Here is a 22,148-nt window from a genome sequence, read left to right on the forward strand (position 1 = left end):
GCTATTTAAGCGCAACCGTGGGGGCAAGCAGCTTTGGCCAAAGCTCCGCCCGATCTACTTAATTCCCATTGTCGGCGCACTACTCCGTTTTGGCTACCGCAACTGCGACATCGACATCGCGTCGATGAAAGCGCCGTCATAAACGACATGCCATGATCGCTACCAAGCATCATGATCCCTACCAAGCTACCAAGCATCATGGTCCCTACCAAGCAGTTGGGCGTCGCAATGGGGGTACACGGATTCGACTTGTCGAAAGGAACAGCCGTCGCGCTGAGCAAAGCTACGCGCCGGCCCAGGCACCGGCAATTTGCGTTCCGCGAACTCGGATTGTTCGACATCGCTGACGGCTCGCGCGCATGCGACAGAGCCGGCCGGCTCATGGTGGTTCTGATCACCTGCTTTCTGCCGGTTCTGACTGCAACTGCCGATGCCAAATCCCAGGACGACGGCGACCGGGGTGCCTCCTACATCACACCGGCGATGCTCGATCTGTGCAGATGTACGCGCGGACCAGAGCGGATCGACGGGATTAAACAAAGGCTGAAGCTCGTCCAACGCGCGGACGAGGCGCGACCCGCCGCGACACAGCCCGCTGGAAGCAGGCCCGCCGCGACCGGACCGCGCGGAGCGAGGACCGCGACCGAGCAGCCCCGCGCGGCTGCCGATGCCCCTGCGCAGGACATGACGTCTACGCCGCCCCCGGTGTCAAATGCGGCTCAAGCAGCTTCCGAGACGGAGCGACTCAACCAGAACCTGTTGCTGGATCAGGAGCGGCAACGAGCGAACAAGCTTGCGCGCGAATTGGCTGCGGCTCGAGTGGAGCTCGACGCGGCGCGGCAGACCCAGACGCACACCGTCCGCGCCATGGAGATTGGTATTAAGCAAACGCAGGCGCTCGAACAGGAGCGGGAGAAGACCGATCATCTGTCACGTGAGATCTCCTTCCTGAAGGCGGAGCTCGACGTCGCAAGGGTTGCAGCTTCAAAGGCTATGCAGGCGCCCGAACCCGAACCGAAGCAGGAGCGTCCGGTCGACCGACGGAATGGGGCCAAACGCTTTGCCCTCCAGCTTGCCTCGCTTCGCTCGGAGCTTGAGGCTTCGCGCAGCGCAGCATCCGAAGCCACGAAGTCTGCCGCGGCGGAGGCCGCACAAAGGCAGGCTCTCGAGCGCGAACTAAAGCAGGAGCAGGACAAGACAGAAGCCCTGATCAGCGAACTCGGCCCCCTTCGGAACGCGGCCTCCGAGACCGCGAAGGTCGGCGCTGCAGATGTCGATCAACAGTTGACGCTGACGCGCGAGCTCGAGAAGCAGCGGGGCAGAGCTGAGAGCACGGACCGTCAGCTGCAGTCCCTTCAGGCTGAACTCCGTGCAGCGCAAACCGCGAGCTCTGAGTTGGCTGCGGCCCGAGCTGCAGACGCCGAGCAAAAACTGGCACTGAAACGAGAGGTCGAGAAGCAGCGGGACAGAGCTGAGAACGCGGACCGCCAGCTGCAGCCCCTTCAGGCTGAACTCCGCGCAGCGAAAACCGCGAGCTCTGAGTTGGCTGCGGCCCGAGCTGCAGACGCCGAGCAAAAACTGGCACTGAAACGAGAGGTCGAGAAGCAGCGAGACAGAGCTGAGAACGCGGACCGCAAGCTGCAGCCCCTTCAGGCTGAGCTCCGTACAGCGCAGACTGCGAGCTCCGAGCTGGCTGCGTCCCGAGCTGCAGACGCCGAGCAAAAACTGGCACTGAACCGAGAGGTTGAGAAGCAGCGGGACCGAGCTGAGAGCGCGGACCGCAAGCTGCAGTCCCTTCAGACTGAACTCCGTGCAGCGCAAACCGCGAGCTCCGAGCTGGCTGCGGTCCGGGCTGCAGACGCCGAGCAAAAACTGGCACTGAAACGAGATGTCGAACAGCAGCGCGGTCGCGCGGACGCTCTCGCGCGCGAGGCGGCGTCGCTGAAGGATCAGCGCGACCTGGCGCGGGCTGAAACGTCGGAGGCTGCACGAGCCGCCGAGGTCGCCGCAAAGGCCGCAGCCAAGCGCGAAAAGGAGCAACCGGGCAGCAGCGCGGCAATGCTCCCAACGTTCGCATCCGTCCGGGATCATCTGGCCGCGTGGAATGCTTCCACGGTTGTAGCGGCGCCCTCGCGTCAGCCCACCGGCCGCGCATCGAGCCAGAGCAGCCTCCAGCCCGCTGCTTCGCCTCCGCCCGCACAGTCAGCCTCCGCCCCGACGCCACCAAGCGCGCAGATCACAAAAGGGGCTGCCCTGCCCGGTGCCGACTCCAAGGCCATGGCTTCGGTGGAGCGACAGGCCGCCGCGAGCGGAGTACCGCGCCCGCTTGCGAACGAGGAGCGACTGCTCGCGCGCGCCAGCGCATTGTTGCGGCAGTCCGACATCAACGGTGCCCGCGGCTTGCTGGAATACGTGCTTGGACATGGCAGCGCGCAGGCAGCCTTTATGCTGGCCGAAACTTACGATCCTCACATGCTGCAATCTTGGGACGCTCGCGGCGTCGCCGGCGATTCCGCGAAGGCGCGCGAGCTGTATGAACGAGCCCAGGCCGGCGGCATTCGAGATGCAGAAGGACGGATCAAGGGGCTCAAATAGCTGCTGGAGCGAGCCCCGGAAGCCAGACCAGAGAATGGAGAGGCCCCATGTCATTGAGTAAGCTCGCGTTCACGGTCGCATTGGCACTGGTCGGCCTGCAGCTTGCTGCCAATGCCCAATCTCGCTCGCCGCGCGACCCGCCGGCGCCGACCGCGCCGCGGAATGCCGATACGGCCGCAAAGGAACGTATCAATGCATGGACGGTGGGACTCGCCGGAGGACTTATCGAGGGCGCACCGCTTCGGCTCGCCGCAGAGATCGCACGCGTCGCCAACGAGGAGGACAAGCTTCACGTCATTCCGATCGTGACGACCGGTGCGACCGAGAACGTCAATTCGCTGCTCTATCTCAAGGGCGTTGATGCCGCGATCATCAACATGGATGCCCTTGACGAGTACAAGGCGCAGGTTCCGTCGATCGAAAAGCGCATCGTCTATGTTCTCAACCTCTTTCCGGCCGAGCTGCACGTCTTCGTGCGTCCCGAGATCAAGTCGCTCGACGACCTCAAGGGAAAGAAGGTCAATTTCAACACCCAGGGTACGGCAGCCGCATATTCTGGTCCGCTGATCTTCAGCCGGCTGGGACTGAACGTCGAAAAGATGTTCATTCCCCACCAGGTCGCATTGCAGCAGATGAAGAGCGGCGAAATCGCAGCGGTCGTCTTCATCACATCAAAGCCGGTCGACGCCTTCTTGAAAGGACGCTGGGATGATGGCTTCAAGTTCCTGCCGATCGAATACGACCCCAGATTTGAAGACTATTATCTTCCGTCGTCCCTCGATTCAAAGGACTATCCAAACCTCGTGCCGGCGGGCAAGCGGATCGCGACCATTGCCGTCCCGACGATTCTTGCCGCCTACAACTGGCAGCCGCAGACCGATCGCTATCGGCGCATGGTGCGCTTTGTTGACCACCTGTTCGGACGGCTCGACCGGCTGCAATCCGCTGGCTTCGATACAAAATGGAAGGACGTGAATCTCCGCGCCAGCGTCCCCACTCTTGCCCGGTTTGGTCCGGCGCAGGAATGGCTCGATCGCTCGCCCAGCGCGACAGTCGGACTATCGCGATGAAGCGAACCGGTACCCTTGCGGCCGTCTTTCTCGTGGGTACCGGTCATCTAAGCTGCGCGCAAGCCGGCGACACGCCAGATCGTTCGAGGGCATGTGCGCAGTTTCAGGGAATGGAGCACATGACATGCGTCGACGAGCAGATTGGGGAAGCACCTGAGCAGTCCTTCCAAGCTCCGCCGCCAAGTCCGAACTGGATCTTGAGTGAAACGACATCACCGGTGGACCACAAGCCGCAGATCGCCGCCCGGACCACCGCACGAGCCGGCGCGAAGGATGGGCCCTCGTCGCTCGCCATTCATTGTCGCGCCAATCGGACCGAGGTGTTGCTTTCCGCGGCGAGTTCCTGGACCAAAACTCCAGGCACCGACATGAGGGTCGTATTCCAGATCAATGATCAACCGCCTGTCGATCAGCGCTGGAGGGTTGTTGATGGCGGACGAAGTCTCGCCTTTCCGGGCGACGCCGCCCGCTTCATGAGCTCCATGCCAGGGGTGGGCCGGCTTCTGACCAAAGTGTATGCTGGAACGGCTGCGCCCTACGAGGAAACATTTGAACTGACGGGTCTGGACGCCGTTCGCCGGCGATTTGCAAAGGTCTGCACCTGGCCGCCCAGCTGAATAGCCGCAAGTCGGACTGTACGGCTGACAGGGAAGACGTCACGCGAGAGGTGTGAATGCGATGAGCGAGACGATCAATGTAACCGAGGCTTACGAGCGAGGACGTACCCAATTCATGGGAATCGAACTGCAGGTTGCTCCCGGCGCGCTAGTGCCCCGGCCGGAGACGGAGTTGCTTGGCAGGACCGCGGTTGAAGCACTGCGCCGAGCACACCTCCCCTCGCCGCGGATCGTCGACATGTGCTGCGGCGCCGGCAATCTTGCATGCGCGATCGCGCTCAATATTCCCGACGCTCGCGTCTGGGCGAGCGATCTGACTGACGGATGTGTCGAGCTCGCGCGACGCAATGCCGCGAGCCAGGGCGCCGAGACCCGCATCACCGTGCTCCAGGGCGATCTGTTCGAAGCTCTCGCAGGCCTGCAACTCGAGCAAACCATCGATATGATCGTCTGCAACCCACCCTATATCTCGGAATCCCGACTCAAAGGCGATCGCGCCTCTCTACTCATGAACGAGCCGCGCGAGGCATTCGCCGCTGGGCCCTACGGACTGAGCATCCATATGCGCGTTACAAAAGACGCACCTCGCTACTTGCGGCCGGGAGGACTGCTGTTGTTCGAGGTGGGCCGCGACCAGGATCGACAGGTGGCAACCCTGCTCGAACGCAACGACGCTTACGAGAATGTCAGCGTGGTCTTGGACGACGCGGGCGCCGGTCGCGTCGTCATGGCGTACGCGAAGGGATAGCCGGGTTCGAGCACTTCCTCCACAATGATCGTTGGCATTGCAGCGTAGCACCCTGAACCCAGCGGCCCTCGCACGGGCCGGTCAGCCAATCAGCTCTCCCGCATCCCGCGCCGGATCGCGTCCGTGATCGGCTGGGTCAGATAAGCAAGAATTGTGCGTTCTCCGGTTGCGATCAGGACGTCGGCCATCATGCCCGGCTTGAGCTTCTCGCGGACTTTGTCGGGGAATTGCGTCACCTGGACCGAGACTTTCACCTCGTAATAGGGCTGATGGGTGACATCGTCGCGCGTGGCGTCGGCCGAGATCGAAAGAACCTCGCCGACAGCGATCGGGGTGGAGCGCGCCTTGAACGAGGGAAGCCGCACCTCGGTCGGAAGGCCGAGCTGGACGTGGTTGATATCAAGTGCCGACACCCTTGCGGCCACCACAAGAACATCGTTGTCCGGCACGATCTCCATCAGCACGTCGCCCGCCTTGATCACGGCACCGATCGTGTGAAGCTTGAGGTTCACGATCCGCCCCGATCGCGGTGCGCGTACTTCCATCCGCGCCAGAACATCGACCGCGACGCGCAGCTTCTCACGCGCATCAGCAAGCTGGGCGCGCGTGTCGGTGAGCTTCCCGGTCGCTTCCTCCAGCACCTTCTGCCCGACCTGATCGATCTGGAGCCGCGACTCGTCGATGATGCGGCCATAGCGAGCGATATCCGCTTCATATGCGCCGATCTTGCCCTCGAGATCGGCTCTGGAGCGCTCCAGCGTGGCGACGCGCGCGAACGGTACGATGCCCTGATCAACGAGCGGCTTGAGCTTGGTGTATTCCTGACTGACACTGTCGAACTGCGCGCGCGCGCCCTTGTTCTGCGCGGTATTCCCCTGGATCTGCCGCTGCGCCTGCGCGATACGTTCCTCGAGGATCGAGATCTCGATCTTTCGTGCAGCGCGACGTTCATCGAAGCGCCGCTTCTGATCACCCATTGCGCGTATCGCGTTCGGATCGGACGTCTTCTGGAGCAGCTCGGTCGGAAACGTGATGCTGTCCTTGCCTTCGGATTCCGCCTGCAGGCGCGCCTCCTCGGCAACCGCCGAGTACACCGCCGAGCGTGCGATCTCTTCCTTGGCCCGCTCCTGGGTCGGATCGAGCCGCAACAGGACCTGACCTTCCGCGACATGAGAATCGCCTGTGACCAACAGGTTCTGGACGATGCCACCCTCGAGATGCTGCACCACCTTACGGTCGCTCTCGACAACGACGGAGCCGGGGGCCACCACGGCACCGTCGATCGATGCGAGGGCGGTCCAGCCGCCAAATACGCCGAAGGTCAGGAAGACGACCAGGAAGCCTCGCCGCGCGGGGGTCTGCCAATCGCCCGACGGATCCTCATCGTTGCCCACTGGCCCTCGGGGCCACAAGGTCGGCAGTTTCACCTTGGCAAGATGGACCAGCTTGGCAAGATCGACCAGCTTGGCAAGATCGACCAGCGACCTTGTCATGGTCTCCGTCTTCGCAAGGAGTTTGCCCGGAGGTAGCGGCTCCTGCGCCACTTTATCTGCTTTGTTGAACTGCTTCAAAAGCTCCGCCAGTTCGTCGTGAAGAGCGTCCGGTCCCCGCCGCAATAGATTATCCATTATTGCCTCGTCGCGTGCGCCTGACGCGCTTGATTTGAAAGCTGTGCCGGACGGTGAGCGCCATCGGTTCGATGGTTGCCGTCAGCATGGTGATGACGATCGGCGCGATGATGTTCAGCGGGCTCGCGCACGTCGCGCCGCATCGGCGCAACCGTTTTGCCGAGCAGCGCGGGCAACATCTCCTCGCGCGTGCCGATTTGCCCGAGCCGCCCCTCGTGCATGAACACGATCTTGTCGACCGCGGCGAGCAGGTTCGGGCGGTGATTGATGATGACGATCGTCACCTTGCTCTGCCTCAGTCGCTGGATCGCATCGGCCAGGGCGCGATCGCCGTCGCCGTCGAGATTTGCATTCGGCTCGTCGAGCACAACCAACACAGGCTTGCCGAACAGTGCGCGCGCGAGCCCGATGCGCTGTCGCTGACCGCCAGAAAGACCTGCGCCATTATCCCCGATCACGGTGTCATAGCCCTTGGGAAGGCGCTGGATCATCATGTGCGCCGACGCCAGCTGCGCTGCCTCGACGACCGCCTCGTCGGAGGCGTCGTCGCGGAAACGTGCAATGTTGTCACGCACGGTACCGGCGAACAGCTCGACGTCCTGCGGAAGGTAGCCGAGGTTCTGTCCAAGGAAATTGGGATCGAAATGCCTGACGTCGTTGCCGTCGATGCGCACGCAGCCGTGCACCAGCGGCCAGGCGCCGACCAGGGCCCGCGCCAACGACGATTTTCCGGAGCCGGACTGGCCGACCACGGCGACGACTTCGCCAGGGGCCAGCCGGAACGTGACGTCGGCGATGGCCGGCAGTTGCGATCCAGGGACAAGCACTGTCGCGGCCTCGACGGAGATTTCGCCGACCAGGGGCGGCAGCCGTGTCGGCTGTCGCTCAGTCGCGCGGTTCGCAAGCGCGCGATCCAGCCGGGCATATGATGTGCGCGCGGCAACCAGCGCCTTCCATTGCGACACCGCAGCCTCGACGGGCGCGAGCGCGCGTCCCATGATCAGCGAAGCCGCGAACAGAACGCCCCCCGAAATCTCCTGCTGGATCGCGAGATACGCGCCTACTCCCATGATGGCTACCTGAATCGCCATGCGCAGGAATTTGGAGATGGCGAGCAGGGTCCCGCCCCGCTCTCCGGCCGTAGCGCTTTCCAGCAACGCCTGACCATGAGTTACCGCCCAGGCGGCGCGGACCGCGGGTCCCATTCCAAGCGCGCGGATCGCTTCTGCGTTGCGCAGCGAGGACGTCAACCGGTCCAGTGCGTGAAGGTTCTTCGATGCGGCCGCATTCAGCGGCGCCTTCGTAACCCGCTCGTTGAGGAAGGCGAGCGTCAGGATGATGATCGCGCCGATCAGGGCGACCAGGCCGATCAGCGGATGGAGCAAGAAACACATCGCGAGGAAGATCGGCGTCCACGGCACATCCATCAGCGACGTGATGACGCCCCCCGACAGCACCTCGCGCAAGGTGTCGACATCGCGCAGCAGCTGGACGTGATGCGAGCTGCTCGTGCTCAGCGCCTGTCCGAGCGCGGTCTCGAACGTCTCGCCCGAGACGAACCGGTCGAAGCGCAATCCAGTTTGCACGAGAACCCGGCTGCGAAAATGCTCGAGCGTCGCGTAGCTGATGAAGAGCACGAGCGCGATGAGCGAGAGCAGTAGCAGCGTCATCCCGTTTCGGCTCGTGAGCACCCGATCGTAGATCTGCATGGTGTAGATCGGCGACACGAACACCAGCAGATTGATGAAGATGGATAGTCCACCCGCCGCGAGCAGGCCGGGACGTATCCGACGGAAGACATCCGCGAGCGCAGACTGTTTTGCCGAAGCGTGCATGTGCATATCCGGGCCGCCCTTGGCCGGGCGGCGGTAAACGGTTGAAAAATTGCATGCGATCGAGCGTCAAGACGCCCGCATTTCAACATTCCGCCGTGCGCGGAATGGTACCCCGCCTCTCGACCGCCCCGGTGATCGCGAGGAACTCCCCAGAGTGGACATGCGCGCAGCGCACCGCGCGCATGTCCTTGTCGATGTAGACGACCTACGAGCTTACGAGTGCCACCCGTGATGATCGTTGTTGTGGTGAGACATCCAATCAGCCAGATGCGCTACGAACGAGCCTGTGTCCGGCGTATCCGTCTGCCCAGAATCGGCATCCGCAGTCGTGTTCGACGTCGCAGTGTGACCCCGCCACCAGGAATGATCTCCGGATGCGGACGACGTGCTGGCATTATTGAGCCACTGCGAGAAATCGAGCCCACCACCGTTGTGGTTGTGCCCGCCACCGCCGTTGCCCGCCTGCCAGGACGAACCGCCCGACCAGCCGCCGCCGTGGTGATGACCACCCCAGCCGCCAGTATCGGTCGAACCGCCGGTCGACGGATCCGTCGTTCCGTCCGAGCCCGACACGGGAGGAGTGCCTCCGGTGCTACCGCCAGCATCGGCAACCGGCGGCGTGGAGCCGTCCGTGCCGGTGCTACCGCCACCGTCCGCAACCGGCGGCGTGTTGCCGCCCGTGCCGGTGCTACCGCCAGCGTTGTCAACCGGCGGCGTGCTGCCGTCCGTGCCGGTGCTACCGCCAGCGTCCACCGGCGGCGGCGTGTCGGTCACCGGATCGGTAACGGGATCGGTAACAGGCGGAGCGGTCGCGCCCCCCGTGCCATGGCTCGTATTGTGCGCAAGGAACACCTGCTGCAGTGCCGGCAAATTCTCGAGCGCAGTGTCGCCATTTTGCGATCCCCACGCGTAAGCATAGTCAAAGGCCGGATTGGGAACGAGGTCCGCCCAATGATCGATCATTGCCTGCTCTTGCGCGGCAGTCGGCACAGCGACCTTGCTGCCGGTTTCGGTGGACCAGCCGCCGCCGCCGAACGCCTGATAAACCGGAACGATGGAGTCGAGCGGGATTCCGGCTTGCTCAGCGGCAGAAACGTACTTGTCGATCGTGCTGAGGTCGACGTTCGGACGGTCCGTCCACACCGGATACCAATCGAGACCGAAGTAGTCGATGTGGGTGTTCGCCTGGTTGTAGCTGTTCATGTAGTTCGGATCGTCCGATGATCCAGTGTTCATCAGGACGGTGAACGTCTTGGCCCCGGGATCGTGCTGATGAATCCAGTCAGATTCAGCCTTCAGATCCGCGGGGTCGGCTTGCGGTCCCCACTGACCGGTCAGATCAGGCTCATCCACAAGGTAGAAGCCGAACACTTTCGGATTGTTGAGGAACGGCGTCACCTGGTCGATAAAGTCCTGAGTCACGCCGTGGTACTGATCGAGCCAGACCAGACCCTGCACACCGTCGGGCAGTGCATTCACCTGGTCGACATACTGGACATCTGCGAGATTAAAGCCAGCTTCAGCTGGTGCGAAGTTACCTTGCGAGTCCAGACCCCCGCCCGCAGCGTAGTGTAATGTTGCCAATGATATTCCCCTGTCAGTGTTGAAAGCCCCCAGTGACCTGTAGGTCTGAGCGCCCGACAACCGATCGTGCGTCCCACCGAGGTGAACGTATGTTTACGTTTGAGGCAGGAATCTCCGTTCCATTGGGCGTAACCAAGGGATTATTGTGCTGAAAGTTTGCACAACAACGCGCCAACGCTGATCGCCGGATCTGCGGGAAAACTTGTTTTGAAAGACGATTCAACGATATGCGGCCAATCGAGGCCGAGAAGATCAATGTTGAATCTGGCACAACGCCGACGAAATTGTTCAATGCCGGTAGCGGGCAGCAAACCGGATTGATGTCCGTGGATTACCTCCGATGACGGATGTTCTCATCGAAGCGTTTCCGTTGTTCAGTAAAGGGCGTGGCGCAAATAGAGAGAAAATCCAAGCGGATCAGCGCTCCTGTGAGCCGGTATTTTAGCACCAAAGGCGAGCTCGTTTGCGGGGGCAATTGCGAATCGCGGAAGTATTAGGCGCTGGGTTGCCTTGCCGCTCTTTAGCACCGTGGCTGGAGAGCTCTTTTTGATAGCGCACGCGAAGCGAATTTGTCCCACCCGTTCGCTGTGCCGCGCGCTGGCGATTTTTCGAGTAGAATCAGCTCATTTGCTGCCGAGGACGTCATGTCAGGGTCGGCCCAAACGAACGTCAAGTTTCCGCCGGGTTCACGAATTCAGGTAAAGCCGGCAGCCGGTCCTCGCTTATCTGGAAAGACCGGGACCGTGGTTGGGGCCGGATACTATCCGAAGAGCCTCCGCGTCATTCTGGACGGATCGAAGGGACCAATTACTCTTCACGTGGACTACGTGGCCATGATCGACACGTGAAGCGGGCGCAGCGTTCACGGCCCCACTTGCGGCAGAAGGCGCTCTTCAACGACGCGTTTTGAGTTACTCCAGAAGTATAGCCGGCCCCTGATCCAGCATTGGGCCGCTCTTTTGACCCATTTCAGCCAATCTTTGTTAGTTGCTCGTTGCTCGGGGCAGGATCCATCAATCCCGGAGCCTGCGATGTTCAAGCAAGTTATTTCTGCGTGCTGCCTCGTTGTGATCACCTCGCTCAATTCCGATGCACGCCCCTATCGCATGCAGCACGCCTCTGAATGCAACGTCACCATGCCATGCGACTTCTCGAACTACGCGCAAATCCCGAACCAGCGAAGAGAGGTGCGAGACTCATTGCAGATGCACCGAACCAAACAACTCTCCGTCGTCGCCAATACAAATATTGCGGCGTCTGATAGTCCCGTCAGCACTCGGATCGTTGGCGGCCGCCCCGCGGGCTGCCCCTCCTCATTCTGCGGTTGTGCCGCAGCCCTGCGCCTGTTTGGTCGCCTCGTTCCGGAATTGAATCTCGCGGCAAACTGGCTGAGATTTCCGCGTACGTCGCCGGCACCAGGAATGGTCGCGGCCAGACGCGGGCACGTTTTCGTCCTCGAGCAGCACATCGGGGGCGACGTCTGGATGGCGTACGACGGCAACTCAGGTGGACGCGCAACGAGAATACACGCGCGTTCTTTGAGGGGGTACACGGTTGTGAATCCGCGCGCGACGCTGACTTGAATTTAGCCCTTTATCGAATCGGCAACACGGTTGCCAAGCACCGGCATGCTTTCACCGGGACAGCGGCAATCTCTCGTCGCTGAGGCGCCGTTATTCTCTCCGGTCGAAACACGATCTAATGGCTCAACGCAATCACATTGGTTGGTCGGGGAGCTGGAGGCAAATGTGCTGGCGGCACCGATCGGCGGCCGTCAGCCCGACACCGTCAGGCGACGACAGATCTCGCGCTCTCCCGCTCTCGCATCGCTCCCTCGATAGCCTTCTCAAGGGCAGCCTGATCGAACGGCTTCGACAGGCGGCGCAGATTGGAACGCGCGTCGATGGGAAGCTCCGCATATCCGGTGCTCAGGAGGATGACCGTACCGGGACGCTCCACGACCACGGCTTCAGCAAGCTGCAGGCCGGTCATGACCGGCATCGCATAGTCGGTGACGACGAGTTCGATGGTCTGCGTGCGGCGGAGGAGATCCAATGCCTCTTCGCCCGAGCGTGCCTCGACCACTGCATGCCCGAGATCCTCCAGCATTGCCGCCGTATTCTCCAGCACGAGAGGGTCGTCGTCGACCAGAAGCACGGAAAGCCGGTGGTCGGCCCGAAGCATGGGTGCCGGGGACTCCGCTCGCGGCGCTGGCACCGCGGCCTCCTCCTCAGCCACCGGCAGCCAGATCTCGGCCGTCGTGCCCACTCCAAGGCGGCTCTTCAGGACGAGCCTGCCGCCGGACTGCTCGGCGAGGCCGTGAACCATCGATAGTCCGAGCCCGGTGCCTTTGCCGATACCCTTCGTCGTAAAGAACGGCTCCTGAGCGTGCTTCAGCGTTTCCTCGTCCATGCCGCAGCCCGTGTCGCTCACCGAGAGCGCCACGTAGCGGGGAGCGCCAGCTTCGTGTTGCTCGTCTCTGGCGGAGATGGTTATCAGGCCACCGGCCGGCATCGCATCACGCGCGTTTACGGCGAGATTGAGGATGGCCAGTTCGAGCTGGTTGGCGTCAATCTTTACGTTTGGCAGGTCCAGCGGAAAGGGTGTGTCGATACGGACGCCTGCCTCGAATTTCAGCAGTGACGCCATGCCCCGCACCAGTGCGGCGATATCGACGACAGCCGGCTTGAGATCCTGTTTGCGAGCGAAGGCGAGCAGGCGCTGGGTTAGCAGTGCGCCCCGCTGCGCGCCTTGCATCGCGTTGTCCACGAGACGCTGTATCTTCGGATCGTCTGTTTGCAGGCGTTTTTTCAGAAGCTCGAGGCTGCCGAGAACGGCGGCGAGCAGGTTGTTGAAATCGTGGGCGACGCCGCCGGTAAGTTGACCGATGGTCTCCATTTTCTGCGACAGCGTCAGCGCTTCGCGTGCCCGATCCAGCTCTTCCTGTGCCCGCCTCCTCTCGCTGATGTCGCGCACGATCTTGGCAAACCCAGTGATCAAGCCGCTTTCGTTCCGTACCGCGACTAGGGTTGCCTCTGCCCAGAAACGGCTGCCATCCCGGCGCACGCGCCAGGCTTCCACTGCTGACTTGCCGTACCGCTCCGCCTCCAGGAGAGCACGTGCTGGCGCCCCGGACGCGCGGTCTTCGTCGGTATGAAGGATCGCGTAGCTGGTCCCTACGATGTCATCGCCATAACCCATCAGCCGGCGCGCCCCGAGATTCCAGTTTCCCACCGACCCATTCGGCTCGATCATGAACATGGCGTGATCGGCGATGCCCTCCACCAGGAGCCGAAAGCGTTCTTCACTTCGCCTCAGCGCGCTGGCCTCGCGTTCGGCGCGCTCCGCCGAGGCCCGATCATAGACGGCAGCGGCAATCCCGATGCTCAGGATCAAGATGGTGGCGCCGGCGAGCAGAAATGCCAGCGGCGCCCGACCCACGAAATGTCCAGCGTGTCCCGCCATGGTGTTCGCAGGCTCGAACGAGGCACCTTCCATAGCTGCGTAATGCATGCCGGAGATCGCGAGACCCATGACAAGTCCTGCAAACAGCCGCTGCGTCGCATTTGTCTTGCGAAAGGCAAGCCAGAGCGCCACGACCGAAGCGCACATCGCGATCACGACCGAGAGCACGACCCACCGAGGATCGTACGCGACGGATGCCGCCATTCTCATCGCGCCCATGCCCGTATAGTGCATGCCGGATATGGCGAGCCCCATCGCCAGGCCGGACACCAGGAGCGCCTGCGGGCGTCTTCCGACCACGGCAAAGGCCGCGGCCGCGACAACAATGGGGACGACAAGCGATAGAAAGGTGAGGAATGGATCGTAGGAGATCTCGACCCCCGGCAGCCTGAAAGCCAGCATGCCGACAAAATGCATGGACCAAATGCCGCCCCCCATAGCGGTGGCCGCGGCTGCAAGCCAAGCCGGACGAGCCCGCCCAGACGCGGCACGCATCCGGGTCGCGAGGTCGAGCGCTGTGTAGGAGGCGAGCGCGGCGATCAGGATCGACAGCGCCACAAGTACGGGATCGTGAGAGGCCGTATGGTGATTCATTTCCACCAGATGGTAATGGAAATCCGGGGCAAATTCACCCTAGGTCGAATAGCGGCGCGGGGATCGAGGCCCGGCCGGCCGCGATCCGTGGCACCCTGTCGGCAAATTCAAGCTGGATCCAGCCGTCGGGGGGCTGTTTCCACCCTACCTTCCCTTGGGGATTTTGAACCGGACCAGGCCTGTGCTGGATCAGGCTCCGTGCACGGATCAACCGGAGGGGATCGTGCCGCTCACGCACCGCCCTGCAAATTGGGCAAGCCGGCCGCCTATTGCACCGCGAAGCCAATTGCGCCGCAACATTCAAAATGAGACTGCCCGTCAAGCCGCACGATGCGCCCATACGTGCACTGCATCCGACTTCGGTTAGCCTTCGTTCAACAGCCGGGCGCCTTTCGGGAGCCACGGCGCCGCGCCAATTCAGCGAAAAATTTGGCCATAGAGGGAGGAATGAAATGTTGAAATGCAGTGTGGGACTGATCGCGCTAAGCAGCCTTTTCCTTTCAGGCGCGGCAATCGCCCAGGAAAAGATCAAGGTCGGCGTCACGGCAACGCTGGAAGGCACCTACACGGTGCTAGGCGAGGACGGCATGCGCGGCCACCAGACGGCGCTCAATGTGCTTGGCAAGAAGGTCGGCGACAAAGAGCTTGAATTCATCGTTGCTTCGACCGACGCGACGCCGGATTCCGCGGTGCGCGCCGTACGCAAGCTGATCGAGCAGGACAAGGTGCAGATCCTGCTGTCGCCGCTCTCCGGTGACGAGGGCATTGCGGTCAAGAACTTCGCCAAGACCCATCCCGAGTTGACCTTCATCAATGCGGCATCCGGCGCGCAAGAAACCACCTATGTCGATCCCGCCCCGAACTTCTTCCGCTACAACATGGACGGCGCGCAGTGGCAGGTCGGCCTCGGCAAATACGCCTATGAGGACAAGAAGTATCGCAAGATCGCGACCGTCGGCGAAGACTATTCCTTCATCTATACGCAGGTGTTCGGCCTTGTGCTCGAATTCTGCGGCGCCGGCGGCCAGGTCACCAACCGGCAATGGGTGCCGCTCGGCACCAAGGATTTTGCTTCCGTCATCGCCGCGCTGCCCGATGATGTCGATGCCATCTATCTCGGCCTCGGCGGCGCCGACGCCGTCAACTTCCTGAACCAATACCAGCAGGCCGGCGGCAAGGCGCATCTGATGGGCGGGTCCATCATGATCGACCAGACCATCCTCTCGTCCAAGGGCAACGCCAAGAATGCGCTGGTCGGCACCATCGCGGCGAGCGGCCAGGCCGACACCTGGGAGGATCCGGGCTGGCAGAAGTTCGTGAAGGCCTATCAGGACGCGTTTCCGCCCAACAAGCGCTTCCCGAGCCCGTCGCTTCTTGCGACCAACTACTACGGCTCGACTATGGCGCTGATCCTCGCGCTCCGCGAGGTCAATGGCGATCTTTCCAATAACCAGGCCAAATACAAGGAGGCGCTGGCCAAGATCGAGATCGACGCACCGAACGGCAAGATCAAGCTTGACGCCAACCGCCAGGCGATCGGCACCAACTTCGTCACCGAGGTCGTCGATGACGGCAAGGGCGCGCTGTTCAGCAAGGTCGTGAAGGTGATCCCGAACGTGAACCAGACGCTCGGTTACGATCCGGCGGTGTTCGCCAAGATCGGACTGCCGAGCCGTACGGTCCCGGAATGTAAGAAGTACTGACGCATTCACCGTCGCTCGTTTCGCATGCTCTCCGGCAACCGGGAGCGATTTGCAGGCGCGATATCTTGTGCTCTTGCAATCTCGCCCCGGTTGTTGAACGCTGACTGAAAAGACAAGAACATTCGGGAGGGAAGGCATGAGCCGGGCGCTTGCCGTCTTTCACGGCCGGTTCGGTCGGGCGACGGTCTATCAGTTGAACCGCCCCTTCAACGTGCACGCACATCGCGAAGGTCATCTGATCTTCCATGTTGGCGGCCAGTCCGCATGCATCGACGTCTGTAACGGGCACTACGACCTTACGGAAAGCTCCATCGTTGCGGTCAATCCTTGGGAGCCTCACAATTTCCTGCCGTCCGATCTCGACGGTGGCGCGATCTTCTTCGTGCTCTACGTCAATCCGGAGTGGTTCGCCCCCGATGCGCCCGGCGCCGACCGCCTGCGTTTCGGCCGCACCCAGTTCAAGCGCACGGTCGCACTCGACAAGCACATCAGACGAACCGCAGCGCTTGTGTGCGGCGCACCGTCGCTCTCCAGCCTCGATGCCGAGCTGCGGCGGCTGATCGACATCTGCTACGACGAAAGCTGGCAGCAGGCCGAGATCGCGCGCGACGCGCGCACGGCCGGCGCCGTCACCGACTTCCGCGTGCGCAAATGCATCAAGCTGATGTCGGAAAGTCCGGGCGCCGAAATGGAGCTCGACACGATCGCGCGCGAATCCGGCCTATCGCGACCGCATTTCTACCGGCTATTCCGCACCCAGACCGGCGTCACGCCGCATCTCTACCTCAACACCCTGATCATGGAACAGGCGCTGGAAGCCCTGGTCGCCGGCGAAGCACCGATCGCCGACATCGGCTTCGACCTCGGCTTCTCCTCGCAAAGCGGCTTCACACGCTTCTTCACCGCCAATGTCGGGATGGCGCCGACGGATTACCGCCGCGCCGCCAAGGTTTTGCGGGCCTGACCGCGCGCGAAAAGATACTGACGATCAAACGCTCCCCTTGTGCCCTCGCTAAGATGGTCGGAACGCGATCCCGAAAAGAGGATCGCAAGTCCGGGAGGACGCACGTCCATGGCGAGGTACGCAGCCTACGCAAGGCTGTTCGACCAGCGTTCAAAACATGAGGCAGGGCGAGGTCGAAGCGGCCTGATCGCGCCCTCTTCCCGTTTGCGGGGGCGCGAGGCGGGGATGAGGCAGTTGACATGACGCGCTTCGTCGAACGTCATCCGGCCTGGGCCCTGATCGTGATCGTTGCGATCGCGCTTGCATTGTGGCTGACCTTGGCGGTGTGGCCGCCCGGACTTGAAGAGGCGATCGGCCGCAAGCGGGTCTTCCTGAACGCCGTGTTCAACGGCATCACGCTCGGCGGCCTCTACTTCCTGGTCGCCAGCGGTTTCACCCTGATCTTCGGCCTGATGCGCAACGTCAACCTCGCGCACGGCTCGCTGTATTTGTTCGGCGGCTATGTCGGCTACGCCATCAGCGCCTCGACCGGCTCCTGGCTCCTCAGCTTCATCGTCGCCTTCATCCTGACGGCGCTGGTCGGCGTCCTGCTTCAGCTCATCGTCTTCCGCCGCATGGAAGGCCAGGACTTGCGGCAGACCATGGTGACGATCGGTCTCTCGATCGTTTTCGCCGATCTCATGCTGTGGGCTTGCGGCGGCGACTTCTATCAGATCCAGACACCGAACTGGCTGATCGGCCCGATCGAGCTGCCGCTGGTCACTGCGGTGAAATCCTCGGGCGAACCGGTCTATCTCCGCTATCCCCTGGTCCGGCTGGTGATCTTCGCCGCGTCCGTCGTGATCGGCCTGGCGATGTGGCTGGCGCTCAACCGCACACGCATCGGCATGATCATCCGCGCCGGCGTCGACGATCGCGACATCCTGGCCGCGACCGGAGTGCGGATCCAGCTCGTCTTCGTGCTGGTCTTTGCGCTCGGCGCCGGGCTTGCCGGCATCGCCGGCGTCGTCGGCGGCACCTTCCAGTCACTCTCGCCCGGCGAAGACATCCGCTTCCTGCTTGCCTCGCTCGTCGTCGTCATCGTCGGTGGCATGGGCTCGATCCCCGGTGCCGCGCTCGGCGCGCTGATCATCGGCCTCGCCGAACAGCTCGGTTCGGTCTACATCCCGACCTACGCCATCGTCGTGACCTTCCTGATCATGGTGCTGGTCCTGGCAGTCCGGCCGCAAGGCCTGTTGGCGAGGCGCTGAGATGTCGCTCGCCCACGACGCCCACGTCACCGTTCGTCCCGCCGCAGCGGCGCAGCGCCCCACGTTGCGCGGATGGCCGGAGATCAACAATCCTGCAGCCTGGATCGTCGCGACCATTCTCCTGATCATGCCGCTGATCGCCAACGGCTTCTTCCTGATCGAGATCTTTGCGACCACGCTGATCCTCGGCATCATGGCGCTGAGCCTGATGTTCCTCGCCGGCTACGGCGGCATGGTCAGCCTGATGCAGCTCACCATCGCAGGCTTCTCCGCCTATATGGTCGCGGTGTTCGGCGTCAGCGGCAACGCCAATATCAGCCTGGGTTGGCCGTGGTGGCTCGCGGTCCCGATGGCGCTCGTGCTCGCGACCATGTTCGGAACACTCGGCGGCGCGCTGGCCGTGCGCACCGAGGGCATCTACACCATCATGATCACGCTCGCGATCGGCGCGGCTTTCTATTATTTCACCAATCAGAACTGGGCGATCTTCAACGGCCACACCGGCATCAACACCGTCGCCACGCCGCATTTCTGGGGCGTCAACTGGCGCGCCGACATTCCCTTCTACTATATCGTGCTCGCGGTTGCCGCGCTGTGCTATTTCGCCGTCGAATACATCTCCCGCGCACCGTTCGGCCTGGCGCTGCAAGGTGTGCGCGACAATCCCCGCCGCATGGCGGCGCTCGGCTTCAACGTCAATGCGCACCGCGTCGCCGCCTACGCCTTCGCGTCCTTTGTCGCGGCGCTGGCCGGCGTTCTCCAGGTCTGGAACTACCGGCAGATCTCGCCGGGATCCGTCAGCGTCGGCGCCTGCATCGATATCCTCATCATCGCCGTGGTCGGCGGCATCACGCGTCCCATCGGTCCGTTCATCGGCGCACTGATCTTCGTGCTGCTACGCACCTTCGCGCTCGACTTCCTGGTCAAGCTCGGGCTCGACGGCAACCGCTTCCGGCTGCTGATCGGCCTCGGTTTCCTCGCCATCGTCTTCTGGTCCTCGGACGGCGTGATCGGCCTCTGGCAGAGCTGGCGACAGCGCCAGCGATCCGGCGCGGCCCGTTCACGCGAACGTCACGGCCGAGGATCTGGTCAAGGATCCGGTCATGGATAGCGTCGCGCAACGCCTCTCGGCCGTCGGCGCCGGCGCGGCGCTGGAGCTTCGCGGCGTGACGCGCCTGTTCGGTGCGCTGGCCGCGCTCACCGACGTCACCATTACCGTGCGCCCCGGCGAGCGGCGCGCCGTGCTCGGCTCGAACGGTGCCGGAAAAACCACCCTGTTCAACTGCATCACCGGCGATTTCCCGCCCTCCTCCGGCACCATCCGCTTCTTCGGCGAGGACGTCACCCACTTCCCGCCCTACGAGCGCATCCGCCGCGGCCTGCGCCGGACCTACCAGATCTCAGCGCTCTTTCCCGGTCTCACCGTCCAGGACAACGTCTACCTCGCCTGCCGCGGCGTCTCGCGCGGACGCTTCTCGTTCCTGCGCCCCGGACAGAACGACGCGCTGATGAGCGCGGCCGATAATCTCGTGCAGGCCGTCCATCTCACAGGCGTGAAGGACCAGCGCGTCGCGGAGCTTGCGCATGGCCAGCAGCGCCAGCTCGAGATCGCACTGGCGCTCGCCGGCGCGCCGCGCTTCGTGTTGTTCGACGAGCCGGCCGCGGGCCTGTCTCCGACCGAGCGTGCCGAGCTGGTCGAGATCCTAACCTCGCTGCCGGCGCATATCGGCTACATCATCATCGAGCACGACATGGACGTGGCGCTACGCGTCGTCGAGAGCGTCACGATGATGCACAACGGGCGCATCTTCAAGGAAGGCCTGCCGCAGGAGATCGAGTCCGATCCCGAGGTGCAGGAGCTTTACCTCGGAGGCGGCCATGAATGAGGTCCGCCGCTCGGCCGCCTCCCTCGAAGTCCGCGGCCTCGACGTCTACTACGGGCATTCGCATGCGCTGCAGGGCGTGGACCTGACGCTCGAAGCCGGCGTATTCTCGGTGGTCGGTCGCAACGGCATGGGCAAGACCACGCTGTGCAAGGCGATCATGGGGCTGGTGCCGGTCAGCGGCGGCTCGATCCGCGTCCGCGGCGACGACATCACCCGGCGGCCGCCCGCCCACATAGCCCGGCTCGGCGTCGGCTACGTGCCGCAGGGCCGGCGGCTATGGCGCTCGCTCAGCGTCGACGAGCATCTGCAGCTTGCCGCGGGCCTGCGGCGCGGGGCTTGGACGGTCGAGCGCATCTACGAGACCTTTCCGCGATTGGCCGAGCGCAAGGACCATGGCGGCGGCCAGCTCTCCGGCGGCGAGCAGCAGATGCTGGCGATCTCCCGCGCGCTGCTCACCAATCCGCAGCTCCTGATCATGGACGAGCCGACCGAGGGGCTTGCGCCCGTCATCGTCGCCCAGGTCGAGGAGATGCTGGTACGGCTTGGCGAGGACGGCGACATGTCCGTGCTCGTGATCGAGCAGAACATCGGTGTGGCCACGGCCGTCTCGCGCAACGTCGCGATCATGGTCAACGGCCGCATCAACCGCATCATCGATTCCGCGCGCCTTGCCGCGGACCGGGGGTTGCAGCAGCGCCTGCTCGGCGTCGGCCTCCACGCCGAGCTCGAGCCCGCCGTCGACATGCCGGCGGCAGGCACCGCGGCGAAGGCCGCACCGCAGCCGTCCCGTCCAGGCGGCCCGATCCGGGTCTACATCTCCAACCCGACGCCGCCCACCCGATGGTCACAGCCGGTCCCGATCGCCCGCATCGAGGCCGCCGCCCGCACGCTCTCGACACAGGTGGCGCGTCTCGACGAGACCGCCCGGCGCCGGCGCGAGCCGGTCGCGGCGCAAACGCAGGGACCCCCGGTCGTGCTCGTCGTCGGCACGCTCGACACCAAGGGCACGGAGCTTCGCTTCATCCGCGACATCATCGCCGGGAGCGGCCTGCGCACGCGACTGGTCGATGTCTCCACCAGCGGCAGGCAGGCAACCAGCGACGTGTCCGCCCAGGAGATTGCCTTGAACCATGGGCGCGGCGGATCGGCGGTGTTCGGACCCGACCGCGGCGCCGCCGTCACCGCGATGGCCGAGGCCTTCGCCAGCTGGCTGCGACGCCAAAGCAATATTGCCGGCGTGATTTCGGCGGGCGGCTCGGGCGCGGCGTCACTGGTCGCGCCGGGGATGCGGACCCTCCCCGTCGGAGTGCCCAAGCTGATCATCTCCTCCGTCGCCTCCGGCGACGTCGGACCCTATGTCGGCCCCGCCGACATCACCATGATGCATTCGGTCACCGACGTGCAGGGCCTCAACTCGATCTCGCGTGCCGTGCTCGCCAATGGCGCCAATGCGCTGGCCGGCATGGTCAGGGCGCGCCTCGATCAGCACGCGCGGAAGGATCGCGGCGACGGCGGATTGCCGTCGGTCGGCATCACCATGTTCGGCGTCACCACGCCCGCGGTGCAGAAGATCACGGCCGACCTGCGCGAGGATTTCGAATGCCTCGTCTTCCACGCCACCGGCGTCGGCGGCCGCTCAATGGAGAAGCTCGTCGATTCCGGGCACATCGCCGGCGTCATCGATCTCACCACCACGGAAATCTGCGATCTCCTGATGGGTGGCGTGTTCCCGGCAACCGACGACCGCTTCGGCGCCATCATCCGCAGCCGCCTGCCTTACGTCGGCTCGGTAGGCGCGCTCGACATGGTCAATTTCGGCGCCCCGGACACCATTCCGGAGCGCTACCGCGGCCGCAGATTCCACGTCCACAACCCGCAGGTCACCCTGATGCGGACCACGGTGGAGGAAAACGAACGCATGGGCCGCTGGATCTCCGATCGGCTCAACCAGATGGACAGCCCGGTGCGCTTCTTCCTGCCCGAGGGCGGCGTCTCCGCGCTCGACGCGCGAGGACAGCCATTCTGGGATCCCGATGCCGATGCGGCGCTGTTCCGTGCGCTGGAGCGGAACGTGCGGCAGACCGCCAACCGTCAGCTCATCCGCGTCCCCAAGAACATCAACGATCCCGAGTTCGCCTCCACCATTGTCAGCGCGTTCCGGACCTTGTTCGGCCGCACCGGGGCGCGCCGGAGACTAGCGAGGTGACCG

General features: G+C 63.5%; 15 protein-coding genes. 11 read left to right on the top strand and 4 right to left on the bottom strand.

The features are described from left to right. The first annotated feature begins 198 nt into the window (after nucleotides 1-198). The 4 genes from AB7G19_RS28475 (at nucleotide 199) to AB7G19_RS28490 (ending at nucleotide 5,030) form a co-directional block, all read left to right on the top strand. The gene (locus AB7G19_RS28475) at nucleotides 199-2,595 is read left to right on the top strand and encodes a hypothetical protein (protein WP_441268520.1); all 2,397 of its coding nucleotides are present in this window, start codon (nucleotides 199-201) and stop codon (nucleotides 2,593-2,595) included. 47 nt (nucleotides 2,596-2,642) lie between these two features. Beyond that, complete coding sequence (locus tag AB7G19_RS28480) at nucleotides 2,643-3,665, top strand: TAXI family TRAP transporter solute-binding subunit (protein ID WP_085400993.1); 1,023 nt, start codon at nucleotides 2,643-2,645, stop codon at nucleotides 3,663-3,665. A gap of 119 nt (nucleotides 3,666-3,784) precedes the next feature. Continuing rightward, nucleotides 3,785-4,282, top strand: coding sequence for a hypothetical protein (locus AB7G19_RS28485; protein WP_155795295.1), 498 nt, complete (start codon nucleotides 3,785-3,787; stop codon nucleotides 4,280-4,282). A 61-nt stretch (nucleotides 4,283-4,343) separates the two neighbouring features. Continuing rightward, nucleotides 4,344-5,030 (top strand): N5-glutamine methyltransferase family protein, encoded by a 687-nt coding sequence (locus AB7G19_RS28490; RefSeq protein ID WP_071915364.1) that lies wholly within the window; start codon nucleotides 4,344-4,346, stop codon nucleotides 5,028-5,030. 89 nt (nucleotides 5,031-5,119) lie between these two features. On the opposite strand, the gene AB7G19_RS28495 is transcribed toward AB7G19_RS28490, so the two are convergent. The 3 genes from AB7G19_RS28495 to AB7G19_RS28505 form a co-directional block, all read right to left on the bottom strand. Then, nucleotides 5,120-6,523: an HlyD family type I secretion periplasmic adaptor subunit gene (locus tag AB7G19_RS28495; RefSeq protein ID WP_441268521.1), complete on the bottom strand. Its 1,404-nt coding sequence runs from the start codon at nucleotides 6,521-6,523 to the stop codon at nucleotides 5,120-5,122. A 134-nt stretch (nucleotides 6,524-6,657) separates the two neighbouring features. After that, the gene (locus AB7G19_RS28500; protein WP_441268522.1) at nucleotides 6,658-8,499 is read right to left on the bottom strand and encodes a type I secretion system permease/ATPase; all 1,842 of its coding nucleotides are present in this window, start codon (nucleotides 8,497-8,499) and stop codon (nucleotides 6,658-6,660) included. Between the two features lie 207 nt (nucleotides 8,500-8,706). Continuing rightward, nucleotides 8,707-10,077, bottom strand: coding sequence for a calcium-binding protein (locus tag AB7G19_RS28505; RefSeq protein ID WP_175618100.1), 1,371 nt, complete (start codon nucleotides 10,075-10,077; stop codon nucleotides 8,707-8,709). Nucleotides 10,078-11,108: 1,031 nt separating this feature from the next. Here AB7G19_RS28505 and AB7G19_RS28510 point away from each other — a divergent pair. After that, nucleotides 11,109-11,660, top strand: a complete 552-nt coding sequence (locus tag AB7G19_RS28510; RefSeq protein ID WP_441268523.1) for a hypothetical protein — start codon at nucleotides 11,109-11,111, stop codon at nucleotides 11,658-11,660. A gap of 205 nt (nucleotides 11,661-11,865) precedes the next feature. Here AB7G19_RS28510 and AB7G19_RS28515 read toward each other — a convergent pair whose 3' ends face one another. Continuing rightward, complete coding sequence (locus AB7G19_RS28515) at nucleotides 11,866-14,136, bottom strand: MHYT domain-containing protein (RefSeq protein WP_441268853.1); 2,271 nt, start codon at nucleotides 14,134-14,136, stop codon at nucleotides 11,866-11,868. Between the two features lie 452 nt (nucleotides 14,137-14,588). On the opposite strand from AB7G19_RS28515, the gene AB7G19_RS28520 reads away from it, so the two are divergent. From AB7G19_RS28520 to AB7G19_RS28545, 6 genes are all read left to right on the top strand, one after another. Further along, nucleotides 14,589-15,839 carry an ABC transporter substrate-binding protein gene (locus tag AB7G19_RS28520; RefSeq protein ID WP_166351801.1) on the top strand — a complete coding sequence of 417 codons (1,251 nt, stop codon included), beginning with the start codon at nucleotides 14,589-14,591 and terminating at the stop codon, nucleotides 15,837-15,839. Between the two features lie 136 nt (nucleotides 15,840-15,975). Continuing rightward, nucleotides 15,976-16,803, top strand: a complete 828-nt coding sequence (locus AB7G19_RS28525; RefSeq protein ID WP_071915370.1) for a helix-turn-helix domain-containing protein — start codon at nucleotides 15,976-15,978, stop codon at nucleotides 16,801-16,803. A 239-nt stretch (nucleotides 16,804-17,042) separates the two neighbouring features. Beyond that, complete coding sequence (locus AB7G19_RS28530; protein ID WP_071915371.1) at nucleotides 17,043-18,053, top strand: branched-chain amino acid ABC transporter permease; 1,011 nt, start codon at nucleotides 17,043-17,045, stop codon at nucleotides 18,051-18,053. Between the two features lies 1 nt (nucleotide 18,054). Then, the gene (locus tag AB7G19_RS28535; protein WP_441268524.1) at nucleotides 18,055-19,164 is read left to right on the top strand and encodes a branched-chain amino acid ABC transporter permease; all 1,110 of its coding nucleotides are present in this window, start codon (nucleotides 18,055-18,057) and stop codon (nucleotides 19,162-19,164) included. Next, complete coding sequence (locus tag AB7G19_RS28540) at nucleotides 19,157-19,939, top strand: ABC transporter ATP-binding protein (protein ID WP_028147232.1); 783 nt, start codon at nucleotides 19,157-19,159, stop codon at nucleotides 19,937-19,939. Before AB7G19_RS28535 ends, AB7G19_RS28540 begins: the two co-directional genes overlap by 8 nt. Continuing rightward, complete coding sequence (locus AB7G19_RS28545) at nucleotides 19,932-22,145, top strand: ABC transporter permease (RefSeq protein ID WP_441268525.1); 2,214 nt, start codon at nucleotides 19,932-19,934, stop codon at nucleotides 22,143-22,145. Before AB7G19_RS28540 ends, AB7G19_RS28545 begins: the two co-directional genes overlap by 8 nt. The last annotated feature ends 3 nt before the right edge of the window (nucleotides 22,146-22,148 follow it).

It is taken from the genome of Bradyrhizobium sp. 215_C5_N1_1, assembly GCF_052075935.1.
Classification (GTDB): domain Bacteria; phylum Pseudomonadota; class Alphaproteobacteria; order Rhizobiales; family Xanthobacteraceae; genus Bradyrhizobium; species Bradyrhizobium barranii.